Here is a 12,282-nt window from a genome sequence, read left to right as displayed (position 1 = left end):
ATGCTTAACTCTTTGAATGGTAGAAGGTTTATTGTGGCGTAAAAGAAATCGTTTCGAACACTACCTTTACGATACAGAGCATCCCTTAAGAACTTTTTTGTAATTCACAACACGACATAGCTAAATTCAGCCCGTTTGCCTGCCTTGTTAATTTTTCTATAGCAATTCAACAAAGTGGGTGCGGGGTCTAAAAGTGCGACTTAACCGACGCCTCAATTTCATCAAGCAGCTCAAAGCGACGGCGGTATTCAGCGCGTTTTTTACTGGCGATCTCTTCAAGGGATTTGCGTGACATCTGCAGCGGCAGTTGCCAGCAGAAAGCGGAGAGTTTTTTACCGTCCAGTGATGCCCAGAATTCATCATAGCTGGCGTGGAAATGGCGGCCTTTGCTGAGGCGATAGCGCAACGCGCGGAACACGTGGCCCTCATCGCTGACGGCAAAAATCGCCCGGACAGAGGACTGTGCAGCCAGTTGGAAAAGCACTTCCATCAACACGCGCTTTGGAAACAAGCCGTGGCAGGCGCGGGTGGCCTGTTTAATCACGTCACGCGTTACGCTGCGGCGGGGACCCTGAAGCCCGCCAATGACCATGACTTGCTGACCATTGCTGCGCGCGACGCTAAAGGTCAGGCTGGCCAGCAGCGTATCCTCGTTGTCGCGAAGCCACAGCGTGCTTTCACCTTCACGCTCGGCTTTCCCCGCAGAGGACGCATTGACCGTATAGATAACACCGTCTTTTGCATGGAACTGCGCAACGGGTTGCTCCTGCGGGCTGGTCAGGGCCTGGGCGAGGCAGCTCTCTTTCAGGCTATCAATCCAGTAATAATGGCTAACGATCGCGTCGGCGCGATCGTTAGCCGTCAAACCGCGCATCAGGTACTGCCGGTGGGTTTTGCTTGGCAATGTAATTTGAGAGGCCAGCAGTTTGTCGAAATCGTCGCGACCAGAAAGCGCCTCCAGCATTCGATGGGTAGAAGACCAGAACACCAGCGAACGTAACAGGAACTTCAGGCGATATTCGCGTTTGCGCCAGATCGGTCCCGGGACGCGTTTGCCGTTCACCAGCTCGGAAATAATATTTGTGCGATGCGGATAGAAAACATCGTTATGCAGGTGCGTATTAGACACGTGAAGACCCCTCTTTTTTTCTCCCTTTATTCTAAAGAGCCAGGAAAAAGGGATTAATAGCGCGAGGATCTTTATTTCTGTTTGGTTTACCGTTTGTTTCACTTCGTGAGGACCACGCCCGCCTGTTGCATTTTCTGCGGCGGCTATACTGTTAACAGGAGGGGCTATGTATCAGCGAATTGAAGGTGGGATGTGGCGTCACGTCTGGGTTGTCAGCGATATACATGGCTGTTATCAGTGGCTTATGGAGGAGCTTAAACGCCGTCATTTTAACCCGTATGAGGATTTGCTTATTTCCGTTGGGGATATGATCGATCGTGGGCCTGATAGCGTGAAATGCCTGCAGTTAATTCATGAAAAATGGTTTCGTGCCGTCCGGGGCAACCATGAGCAAATGGCGCTCGACGGTCTGGATAATAACGATTTTTCTCTCTGGATGATGAATGGCGGAATGTGGTTTGCGCAACTTGAACGCGACCAGCAACAGCTTGCGCTGTCGTTGCTCGAGGCCTGTCGCGATTTACCGCATATCATTGAGATAACCTGTGCGAACGGTCTGAACGTGATTGCCCATGCGGATTATCCGGCAGCGGAATACTGCTGGCAAAAACCGGTCAGTGCCCATCGCGTTTTATGGGACCGCGATCGGTTGATGGGGTTTATGGTGGGCAAAGGGCAGGGCATCAGCGGTGCGGATCATTTCTGGTTCGGACATACGCCCGTCGACAGAAGGTATGATTTTGACAATCTTCACTACATTGATACGGGCGCCGTATTTGACGGTTACTTTACGCTGGCACAGCTGCAGTAATAAATAACCCGCCTTCGGGCGGGTTCTCTTTAGGTCAGGCAAGACGCATGACCCAGGCATCGGTTTTACTATCGTAATGCTCACGGTAAAGGACAGAGTGTTCACCATCAAGTATTGCCGGGACGCTGGTGTCTGCATCCCATGCATCAAGCTGCATGCACAAATCCGGGTCGGATTTGCAGGGAATACTTAACGTTCGATCGCCTTGTGCTTCGCCGCGCAGCTCTGCGTCGTCGATCTCAAAAGCGCCAATACGCACGCTGGTTTTCGTCATAGTGCTCTCCGGGTCGGTTGTCAAAATCTGGTATGACCAGTGCGGCCACCCATTTTTGATCGTAGACAAGGAGAGCAAAATCGCCAGTAAAAAAATGCGCTTTTTTCAGGCTGTGCGATCGTTACCGGTAAACAGCCGTCCATCGCGAACCAGCTCGCGCGGATAGCTGTTTTTCAGTCGTGAACCGACTTTTTTTGCCAGCCCGAGCGGGTATCCCTGATACGTCACGATCACTTCATCGCCTGATGGCGTGCTGTCCGGATAGACATCGCGACCACGATACCACTCTTCGGCTTCCTGATGCGTCAGGGCAAAGGTATTCTCGCGTCCGGCAAGGGCGATGACGGCCTCATGCTGCCAGCGATAGCCTTTATTATGCACTTCCGCCAGGCGGATCCCGTTTCGGGAAAAACGGACCTTTCCGATGAGCGGTTCGATCTCAGCCGGGAACAGCCATACCTCTTTATCCCGCATCCAGAGGTGCAGGCTCTCATCCCAGACCAGGCCAACTTTTTCGGCGGCGGCGACAAGCTGTGCTGCATCGCGACCTTTGAGGGGGGCAAACGGGAAGGTGCCGACCTTGAATTTGGGTGCGGGCAGGGGAGCAACCGCCTGCGTTTTACGCAGACGTGCCACAAAGAAGCCTTCGCAGTCGTAAATCTGTGGGAACACATGAAGGAAACCCTCAGGGGTGACCGCCTCCTGTGCTGAGGCAAACAGATCGTCGAGCGGCAGGAATTCGACCGCATCCGGGTATTGCGCTTTCAGCCACAAACAGACGTCTTCGTTTTCATCGCGGTTTAAGGTGCACGTTGAATAGACCAGCGTGCCGCCAGGGCGCAGGGCATGGAATGCGCTCTCGATCAGCTCCCGCTGCGTGGCGGCGATCTCAAGGTTGCTTTCCACGGACCAGTTCTTTAACGCATCGGGATCTTTACGCACCACCCCTTCGCCGGAGCAGGGGGCGTCCAGCAGGATGGCGTCGAAGGCTTCCGGCAAGGCGGCGCCAAACACACGTCCGTCGAAGTGCGTCAGGGCAACATTATGAATACCGCAGCGGCTGATGTTGGCATGCAATACCTTCACGCGGCTGGCGGAAAACTCGTTGGCGAGGATCGCACCGCGGTTACCCATGCGGGCGGCAATCTGCGTGGTTTTTGAGCCAGGCGCCGCGGCCACATCCATCACGCGATCGGGCGCGTTGCCCTCTGCGAACAGGGCAGCCACAGGCAGCATCGAGCTGGCTTCCTGAATATAGAACAGACCGCTCAGATGTTCCGCGGTGCTTCCCAGCGGCACGGCGTCTTCGTCATCGCGCTCGATCCAGAACCCCTCTGCGCACCACGGTACCGGCGTAAGCTGCCAGCGGTACGGCGAGACCAGCGCCAGAAAATCTTCGACGCTGATTTTCAGCGTATTGACGCGAATACTGCGGCGTAACGGACGCTGGCAGGCGGCGATAAAATCGTCCAACGACAGGTGAGAAGGAAGCGCCTCGCGCATCTGCGCCAGGAATTGTTCAGGAAGAAATACGGAGTTTTGAGCCACGGGCACACCACAGGGAAAAGTTCAGGTGCGCAGTGTAGCATAAAGGCTCCGGTGCGTTGACACCGGAGCCTTGCAGATTAACGCGGCAGGGCGGTTCCCCATTCGCGCCACTCTTTCGGTTCGCTTTCGAGCAGCAGGAAGTGTTTACCCGGCTGCGCTTTCGGTGCCAGCGGCGTTCCCGGCGGCGTGGCAAAAGCAATGCCACCGCGAATGAACTGGTTGAAGGTGCCGGTTTTCACCACGCCTCCCGTCAGGCCAAAGTCCAGCGAATAGCCGGATGCCAGCCAGAATACCGAGTTATTACGTACCAGGTGCTGGTAGCGTTCACTGATGCGCAACGCCACCATTACGCGGTCGGAGAGCGTACCGAGCGTCAGGCCCGTGACCGTACCTACTTCAATACCGCGGAACAGTACCGGGGTGCCGATGCTCAGCGAGCCCGCTTCCGGCACTTCCACCACGATGCTCAGGCCGCCAAGGTAGCGCGAGTCGGTGATCGTGGCTTCCTGCAGCTCGAAATCACGACGGGCATTGCCCTGGCCTGGCTCCACGTTGATGTACGGCTGCAAAATGGTATCGAGATGCTCAACGCCTGCGGCCGAGATCTGCGGCGTGACCACCGAGAAGCGCGTACCCGTCCGGGCAAAGGTCTGCACATATTCCGGGTAAAGTACGGCGGTGGCCTGCACCTCGTTACGCGAGGTGATCAGCGTCAGCTTCTGGATCTGCCCGATATCAATACCCAGATAGCGGATAGGCATACCTTCCGCCAGCTTACCGGCGTCAAACGCGTGGAGGGTAATCTGCCCACCTACGGCACGGGCGGCGGTCTCGGACGGGAAGAGAATACGTTTATCGCCCTTGCGCAGATTCGCGCCCGCACCGCTGAGGTTATCGAAGCTAATCGCCCCCCGCAGCGCGCGTGACAGCGGAGAGGCCTGCACGGTCAGTCCGTTACCGTTCAGCTGAACTTTCGCGCCGCCTTCGGCCCAGAAGACGCTGTTTGGCGTCAGCAGCTTGCGGTACTCCGGCTTGATGTGCAGTTCGATATCAAAGGCGTCGGCACGCGGGCGAACGGTAATCACTTCCCCGACTTCAAACTTGCGATACAGCACCACGGAGCCCGCCTGAACGTCCGGCAGGGTCTCAGCGCTTAACGTCAGCGTGGTGGTAGGAAGATCGCTCAGGCTGTTTTCAATCGCTTTCTCCAGGTTGGCATACAGCGGGTAGCTGTCGCGCACGGGGCCTTTATCCCCCGGTAAAATGCGGATACCGCCGTTGACCCATTCGCTGGCGCTGGCACCGAGAAACTCCACGCCGTCCAGACCCACCTTCACGTCGACGCGACTGTTCACCACGAATTTACTGTCACCGTGCACCAGGTCTCTGTATTGCGGGTCGATGGCGACGGAGAATTGCACCCCATCCGCGGAGAGCTTGCGCTCCAGCACCTGTCCCACCTGCACGCCATGTAAAATCAACGGCTGACCGGCTTCTATCCCATAGCTTTCAGGCGCATTCAGGGTAACCGTCACCACGCCCGGTTTTTGCAACAGAGCTTTATCCGCCGGAGCAATCACGAAGCTGTTGCTGGGCTGTCCTTCACCCGGGATCAGCTCAAAAGTATTGCCGGTCAGCAGCGTGCTGAGGCTGGTATCGTTCAGGGAGATCTTTGGACTGCGCATTTCGATGCGCGTTTTCTCGCGCAGGAGATCGACCACGCTCGGATCGACCGTCATTTCGCCGGTGACCGACCCGCCCGGGTTGAGCGTCATTTTGGTGAGCTGGCCGACCTGCAGACCCTGATACATCAGCGGCGTTGAACCCGCTTTTAGCCCCTTAGCATCGGGCAGGGCAAGCTTGACGATCACGCCGCGTTGGCTGTGCGCCAGGTCGGCGTACAATCCGAACGTGTCATCAGCGGTGGCAGGGCTCGAGTTTTCCGGGGAGTCAAAGGCAATGGCGCCGTTCACCAGGGCGGCCAGACTTTCCAGCTTCACTTTGGCGCCGCTCAGGCTGAGGTCGGCATCCACGCCGGACACGTTCCAGAAGCGGCTGCCCTTTTTCACCAGATTGGTGAAGCGACGCTCGATCAGCACATCAATGGTGACGCCCTGTTTGTTCGGGTTAATCGAGTAATCGTACACCCGGCCAACCGGGATCTTACGGAAATAGACCAGGGAGCCACTGTTCAGGGAACCGAGGTCCGGCGCCTGGAGATGAATCATCAAATCGCCGTTATTGAGGCGGTATTTGGGCTGCGTATCCAGGGCCACAAAGTGATCCTGCGGTTCGCCTTTACCCGGCATCATGCCGATATAGTTGCCGCCCACGAGCGCATCCAGCCCGGAGACACCGGCCAGAGAGGCTTTGGGCGTCACCAGCCAGAACTGCGTTTCGCTGCGCAGGGCATCCTGCATGTCAGATTTGATACTGACCCGCACCTGAATCTTGTTCAGCCCTTTTCCAAGGGAGATATCCTGCACCGTACCGACCTCAACCCCCTGGAAGCGAACGGGCGTTCGTCCGGCGACGATGCCGTCGGCGGTCTGGAAATCAATGGTGACTGTACTCCCGCGATCTTCATAGCTTGTCCAGATAAGCCAGCCTGCAATCATCAGGGCGATGACGGGCAGCAACCAGAATGGCGAAATGCGGCGTTTTGTTTTAATTCTCGCTTCAGTCGGCGAAGCGGGGGTTTCCTGACTCATGTGCATCCCAAAGTAAGCGGCTATCCAGCCATTCCACAGCAAGAATAGTCAATATCACCGCAGAGCCGAAATAAAAAGCCGCGGGTCCCATTGTAAAAGCAAGTAACTGATCGCGATTGATGAGCGACATCATCAGCGAAATCACGAACAAATCTAACATTGACCAGCGGCCAATCCAGGTGACGAATCGCAGAAGCAGAATGCGGGTCCGTAAACCTTGTTCACACTTTAAGTGAATGCTGATGAGCAGGGTAATCATCACTACCACTTTGGTAAAGGGAACCAGGATACTGGCAATAAAGACGATCGCCGCCACTCCGACATTGCTGTGCGCAAGGGAGATAATCCCGGAGAGGATAGTATCCTCCTGACGTCCGCCATTCACGTAAATGATGGAAATCGGCAGCATATTGGCGGGGATCAGGAACACCAGGGAGGCGATCAGCGCGGCCCAGCATTTTTGCAAGCTGTTGTTGCGCCGCAGCCGTAATGGAATGTGGCACCGCGGGCAGCGTCCGCGCGGGTCGGGCAACCCGGTATAGTGACATCCCAGACAGACGCGCAGATTTTCATCGGGCCGCGTGGCGGGGCGCTGAGGGTAAAAACGCTCCCAGAGCTGTTCAACGTTCAGGTGGATCAGCGTCAGGATGCTCAGCAACACCAGACAGATGAAAGCAAAGAGTCCAATGCCGGGCTGCAAAAAGGCGTAGTCCTGGACTTTTATGGACGCAACGCCCACGCCGACCAGATAGATATCCAGCATGACCCACTCTTTGAGCTTATCCAGCATCAGCAGTACCGGGCGAAGGTTCATGCCAAGAATATTGCCAAACCAGAGATAGGCAATGGCGGCAACCAGCACCAGCGGTGCGCCAACGGTGCAGAACAGCACCATCGCGGCGGTAATCGGATCGCCCTGACGGGTCATCTGCCAGATACCCTGCAGCACGTTAGCATCAATGCGCACGCCAAGCAGGTAGAGCTTCAGCAGCGGTTCGCTCCAGGCGAAGGGCATCAGCAGCAGCATAGTGACGGCCATGGCGGCGAGGCGGGTCAACGACCAGTCGCGGCCATCGCGAATTTTAGCGTCGCAGCGGGGACAGAAGGCACTTTGGTGCGATTTCATCTTCGGCAACATAAAAAGCGTATCGCACTGGGGGCAACGCTGATAATGTGCACGAGGCAAAGCTTCGCTTACCGTATGGACAGTTATCTTTCTCGTCGGCGTAATTTTGGTTGTTTTTAAGGCCATCAGCTGCGCACAAATAAGTATTGTTGAAAGTTATAATAACTCATGAACGGATTCATCTTGAGCATGAGCGCATTTAATGCTTATTTTAATAGGCTATGCGGTAATTTTGTAAGACAACTAAGTGATTGAATAATGAACAAAACAGAATTCTACGCGGATCTGAACCGCGATTTTAAGGCATTGATGGCGGGTGAGACCAGCTTCTTAGCCACTCTGGCAAATACTAGCGCATTGCTGTTTGAACGTCTCTCTGACGTAAACTGGGCGGGCTTTTACCTTCTGGAAGGTGAAACGCTGGTGCTTGGTCCGTTCCAGGGCAAACTGGCCTGCGTGCGTATCCCGGTTGGGCGTGGCGTATGCGGCACGGCGGTGGCCGAGAATCAGGTCCAGCGTGTGGAAGACGTTCATGCGTTTGACGGACACATTGCCTGTGATGCTGCCAGTAATTCTGAAATCGTTCTGCCGCTGGTGGTCAAAAATCAGATTATTGGCGTTCTGGACATCGACAGTACGGTCTTCAGTCGCTTTACAACCGAGGACGAACAGGGGCTGCGCGAGCTGGTGGCGAATCTGGAAAACGTACTCGCAGCAACCGATTATCAAAAATTCTTTGCGAGCGTCGCAGGATAATCAACGGATAACGTAGCATTTACTGATAGCGTCATTATAATGACGCCTGTTCATGCCTGCGCTTGTTGGCAACGTCCGTTGTAATCAGGAAATTTCATGGAAAATCAACCTAAGTTGAATAGCAGTAAAGAAGTTATCGCATTTCTGGCCGAGCGTTTCCCGCAGTGCTTCAGCGCGGAAGGCGAAGCTCGTCCCCTGAAAGTCGGTATTTTTCAGGATCTGGTGGCACGTGTTGAAGGGGAAATGAACCTCAGCAAAACTCAGCTGCGTTCCGCCTTACGTCTTTATACTTCGAGCTGGCGTTACCTGTACGGTATCAAACCTGGCGCGACTCGCGTGGATCTCGACGGCAACCCTTGCGGTGAGCTGGACGAGCAGCACGTTGAGCATGCGCGCAAGCAGCTGGAAGAAGCCAAAGCACGCGTTCAGGCACAACGTGCGGAACAGCAAGCGAAAAAACGCGAAGCCGCCGCGGCAAACGGCCAGGAAGAAGCGCCTCGTCGTGAGCGTAAACCACGCCCTGCGCCGCGTCGTCACGATAATAACGATCGCAAACCGCGTGCAGACAAACCAGCAGCAAAAGCCCCACGTGCGCCTCGTGAAGAGCCGCGCCATACTCCGGTTTCTGACATTAACGCCCTGAGCGTCGGTCAGGCACTGAAGGTAAAAGCGGGTAACAATGCTATGGACGCCACCGTACTGGAAATCACCAAAGATGGCGTTCGTGTACAGCTGACTTCTGGTATGTCAATGATTGTACGCGCAGAACACTTGTTGTTCTGAAACGGAGGCCAAGCCTGGCATGAACACTTTTTTTAAGCTCACCGCGCTGGCGGGTCTGTTTGCTATAACAGGTCACGCTTTTGCAGTGGACGATATCACGCGTGTTGATCAAATTCCGGTACTCAAGGAAGAGACGCAGCACGCGACGGTGAGCGAGCGCGTGACCTCACGTTTCACCCGTTCGCACTATCGTCAGTTCGATCTCGATCAGGCCTTTTCGGCCAAAATCTTTGACCGCTATCTGAACTTGCTGGATTACAGCCATAACGTTTTGCTCGCCAGCGATGTCGAGCAGTTCGCTAAGCGAAAATCCGAGGTGGGTGACGAGTTGCGTTCAGGCAAGCTGGATCTGTTCTACGATCTCTACAACCTGTCGCAAAAGCGCCGCTTCGAACGCTATCAGTACGCGCTGAAAGTGCTGGAACGTCCAATGGACTTCACCGGCAACGACACCTTCAATCTGGACCGCAGCAAAGCGCCCTGGCCAAAAGATGAAGCCGAGCTGAATGCGCTGTGGGACGGCAAAGTTAAATACGACGAACTGAGCCTTAAGCTCACCGGCAAAGACGAAAAAGAGATCCGTGACACGCTGACGCGTCGTTACAAATTTGCCATTCGTCGCCTGGCCCAGACCAACAGTGAGGATGTCTTCTCGCTGGCCATGACGGCCTTTGCGCACGAAATCGATCCGCACACCAACTACCTCTCACCACGCAACACCGAACAGTTCAATACCGAAATGAGCCTGTCTCTGGAAGGTATCGGCGCGGTGCTGCAGATGGACGATGATTACACGGTGATCAATTCGATGGTCGCGGGTGGCCCGGCATCTAAAAGCAAAGCGATTAGCGTAGGCGATCGTATTGTGGGTGTGGGACAAACCGGCCAGAACATGGTCGACGTGATCGGCTGGCGTCTTGATGACGTGGTTGCGCTGATCAAAGGTCCGAAAGGCAGCAAGGTTCGTCTGGAAATTCTGCCAGCCGGAAAAGGCACCAAAACCCGTATCGTTACCCTGACCCGTGAGCGTATCCGTCTGGAAGACCGCGCGGTGAAAATGTCGGTGAAAACCGTGGGTAAAGAGAAGGTGGGCGTCCTGGATATTCCTGGCTTCTACGTCGGGCTGACTGACGATGTGAAAGTTCAGCTGCAGAAGCTTGAAAAGCAGAACGTCAGCAGCATCATCATCGACCTGCGCAGTAACGGCGGCGGGGCGCTGACGGAAGCGGTTTCTCTCTCTGGCCTGTTCATCCCATCTGGCCCGGTGGTTCAGGTGCGCGATAACAACGGTAAAGTGCGCGAAGATGCGGACAATGACGGTGTGGTCTACTACAAAGGTCCGCTGGTTGTTCTCGTTGACCGCTTCAGCGCTTCCGCGTCTGAGATCTTTGCCGCAGCCATGCAGGACTACGGCCGCGCGCTGATCGTCGGTGAGCCAACCTTCGGGAAAGGCACTGTTCAGCAGTACCGTTCTCTGAATCGTATTTACGATCAGATGCTGCGTCCGGAATGGCCTGCACTGGGCTCGGTTCAGTACACCATTCAGAAATTCTACCGCGTAAACGGCGGCAGTACGCAGCGTAAGGGCGTCACGCCGGACATCATCATGCCGACTGGCACCCAGGAGACGGAAACCGGCGAGAAGTTTGAAGATAACGCGTTGCCGTGGGACAGCATCAATGCCGCGACCTACGTGAAAGCGGGTGATATGACGCAGTTTGGCCCTGAGTTGCTGAAGGCGCATAACGACCGCATCGCGAAAGATCCGGAGTTCCAGTACATCATGAAGGACATTGCGCGATTCAATGCTCTGAAGGATAAGCGGAATATTGTTTCTCTGAACTACGCTCAGCGTGAAAAAGAGAACAACGAAGACGATGCAACCCGCCTGGCGCGTATCAACGATCGCTTCAAGCGTGAAGGCAAGCCTCTGCTCAAGAAACTGGACGATCTGCCAAAAGATTACCAGGAGCCGGATCCGTATCTCGACGAGACGGTACATATCGCTCTCGACCTGGCGAATCAGGAAAAAGAGAAACCTGCCGTACAGCCCGCTCCGGCAAAATAACCTCCCAACAGGCACAAGACATTGTGCCTGTTTCTTTTTGTACTTTATCCTTCCGTCAGTCAGATTTTCAATTGTGTAAAGTTGTGTCTTTCTGGTGACTTACGCCCGCCGGATGCTTGAAAATAGCCGCAATACCCATACGATGTGGGTAATCGCATAGTGCGTTTTGTTAAACTGAGGTAAAAAGAAAATTATGATGCGAATCGCGCTCTTCCTGCTCACCAACCTGGCGGTGATGGTGGTTTTCGGGCTCGTGCTAAGCCTGACAGGAATTCAGTCGAGCAGCGTTCAGGGTCTGTTGATTATGGCGCTGCTGTTTGGTTTTGGTGGCTCGTTCATCTCCCTGCTGATGTCAAAGTGGATGGCCCTGAAATCGGTAGGGGGTGAGGTCATTGAGCAACCCCGTAACGATATGGAACAGTGGCTGATGAATACGGTGGCTCAGCAGTCCCGTCAGGCCGGGATCGCCATGCCGCAGGTGGCCATTTACCATGCTCCGGATATCAACGCGTTCGCCACGGGTGCCCGTCGCGATGCGTCACTGGTTGCTGTCAGCACCGGACTGCTGCAGAACATGAGCCGTGACGAAGCCGAAGCGGTTATCGCCCACGAAATCAGCCATATCGCCAACGGTGACATGGTGACCATGACCCTGATTCAGGGCGTAGTAAACACCTTCGTGATCTTTATCTCCCGTATTCTGGCGCAGATTGCCGCGGGCTTTATGGGCGGCAACCGCGACGAAGGCGAAGAGAGCAACGGCAACCCGCTGATCTATTTTGCCGTGTCGATGGTTCTGGAACTGGTATTTGGTATTCTGGCCAGCATCATCACCATGTGGTTCTCCCGTCACCGTGAATTCCACGCGGATGCCGGCTCTGCGAAGCTGGTTGGTCGTGAGAAGATGATTGCCGCGCTGCAGCGTCTGAAAACCTCCTACGAGCCGCAGGAAGCGAACAGCATGATGGCCTTCTGCATTAACGGTAAATCCAAATCGCTGAGCGAGCTGTTTATGTCTCACCCGCCGCTGGATAAGCGTATTGAAGCGCTGCGCAGTGGGGAATACCTGAAGTAAC

The 12,282-nt window shown here is 55.1% G+C and carries 10 protein-coding genes; 5 read left to right on the top strand and 5 right to left on the bottom strand.

Translation table 11 applies throughout. The features are described from left to right. Window positions 1-187: 187 nt before the first annotated feature. Entirely contained in the window at window positions 188-1,129 is a 942-nt protein-coding gene (locus LJA86_RS09555; RefSeq protein ID WP_229226067.1) for a VirK/YbjX family protein, read from the bottom strand. Between the two features lie 166 nt (window positions 1,130-1,295). Here LJA86_RS09555 and pphA point away from each other — a divergent pair, with 166 nt between their 5' ends. Beyond that, window positions 1,296-1,940, top strand: a complete 645-nt coding sequence (gene pphA / locus LJA86_RS09550; protein WP_048223724.1) for a protein-serine/threonine phosphatase — start codon at window positions 1,296-1,298, stop codon at window positions 1,938-1,940. A 34-nt stretch (window positions 1,941-1,974) separates the two neighbouring features. On the opposite strand, the gene LJA86_RS09545 is transcribed toward pphA, so the two are convergent. The 4 genes from LJA86_RS09545 to yebS all read right to left on the bottom strand — a co-directional run bounded on the left by LJA86_RS09545 (window position 1,975) and on the right by yebS (window position 7,725). Beyond that, the gene (locus LJA86_RS09545) at window positions 1,975-2,214 is read right to left on the bottom strand and encodes a YebV family protein (RefSeq protein WP_008500472.1); all 240 of its coding nucleotides are present in this window, start codon (window positions 2,212-2,214) and stop codon (window positions 1,975-1,977) included. A 105-nt stretch (window positions 2,215-2,319) separates the two neighbouring features. Continuing rightward, window positions 2,320-3,762 (bottom strand): 16S rRNA (cytosine(1407)-C(5))-methyltransferase RsmF, encoded by a 1,443-nt coding sequence (rsmF, locus tag LJA86_RS09540; protein WP_229226066.1) that lies wholly within the window; start codon window positions 3,760-3,762, stop codon window positions 2,320-2,322. A gap of 77 nt (window positions 3,763-3,839) precedes the next feature. After that, a complete protein-coding gene (locus LJA86_RS09535) occupies window positions 3,840-6,473 on the bottom strand; it encodes a PqiB family protein (RefSeq protein WP_045908226.1) in 2,634 nt (877 codons plus the stop codon). Further along, a complete protein-coding gene (gene yebS / locus LJA86_RS09530) occupies window positions 6,442-7,725 on the bottom strand; it encodes a membrane integrity lipid transport subunit YebS (RefSeq protein WP_045908227.1) in 1,284 nt (427 codons plus the stop codon). The genes LJA86_RS09535 and yebS overlap by 32 nt, the downstream gene beginning before the upstream one ends. A 132-nt stretch (window positions 7,726-7,857) precedes the next feature. Between yebS and LJA86_RS09525 the strand changes: the two genes are divergently transcribed. From LJA86_RS09525 to htpX, 4 genes are all read left to right on the top strand, one after another. Beyond that, window positions 7,858-8,355: a GAF domain-containing protein gene (locus tag LJA86_RS09525; RefSeq protein ID WP_008500476.1), complete on the top strand. Its 498-nt coding sequence runs from the start codon at window positions 7,858-7,860 to the stop codon at window positions 8,353-8,355. 96 nt (window positions 8,356-8,451) lie between these two features. Next, complete coding sequence (gene proQ / locus LJA86_RS09520) at window positions 8,452-9,138, top strand: RNA chaperone ProQ (RefSeq protein WP_014884292.1); 687 nt, start codon at window positions 8,452-8,454, stop codon at window positions 9,136-9,138. 19 nt (window positions 9,139-9,157) lie between these two features. Then, a complete protein-coding gene (prc, locus tag LJA86_RS09515) occupies window positions 9,158-11,206 on the top strand; it encodes a carboxy terminal-processing peptidase (RefSeq protein ID WP_025910096.1) in 2,049 nt (682 codons plus the stop codon). A 193-nt stretch (window positions 11,207-11,399) separates the two neighbouring features. After that, the gene (gene htpX / locus LJA86_RS09510; protein WP_014884290.1) at window positions 11,400-12,281 is read left to right on the top strand and encodes a protease HtpX; all 882 of its coding nucleotides are present in this window, start codon (window positions 11,400-11,402) and stop codon (window positions 12,279-12,281) included. The last annotated feature ends 1 nt before the right edge of the window (window position 12,282 follow it).

The sequence above is a fragment of the Enterobacter sp. TCD1-1 genome (genome assembly GCF_020567405.1).
In the GTDB taxonomy this organism is placed as follows: Bacteria; Pseudomonadota; Gammaproteobacteria; order Enterobacterales; family Enterobacteriaceae; genus Enterobacter; species Enterobacter quasiroggenkampii.
The sequence above is the reverse complement of the archived record's forward strand: the minus strand, read 5'-3'. Positions and strand labels throughout refer to the sequence as shown.

Bases quoted from the DNA above. Each gene is read 5' to 3' on its own strand.
- LJA86_RS09535 (WP_045908226.1), bottom strand. From the start codon at position 6,473: ATGAGTCAGGAAACCCCCGCTTCGCCGACTGAAGCGAGAATTAAAACA.
- prc (WP_025910096.1), top strand. From the start codon at position 9,158: ATGAACACTTTTTTTAAGCTCACCGCGCTGGCGGGTCTGTTTGCTATA.
- pphA (WP_048223724.1), top strand. From the start codon at position 1,296: ATGTATCAGCGAATTGAAGGTGGGATGTGGCGTCACGTCTGGGTTGTC.
- LJA86_RS09545 (WP_008500472.1), bottom strand. From the start codon at position 2,214: ATGACGAAAACCAGCGTGCGTATTGGCGCTTTTGAGATCGACGACGCA.
- yebS (WP_045908227.1), bottom strand. From the start codon at position 7,725: ATGGCCTTAAAAACAACCAAAATTACGCCGACGAGAAAGATAACTGTC.
- proQ (WP_014884292.1), top strand. From the start codon at position 8,452: ATGGAAAATCAACCTAAGTTGAATAGCAGTAAAGAAGTTATCGCATTT.
- LJA86_RS09525 (WP_008500476.1), top strand. From the start codon at position 7,858: ATGAACAAAACAGAATTCTACGCGGATCTGAACCGCGATTTTAAGGCA.
- htpX (WP_014884290.1), top strand. From the start codon at position 11,400: ATGATGCGAATCGCGCTCTTCCTGCTCACCAACCTGGCGGTGATGGTG.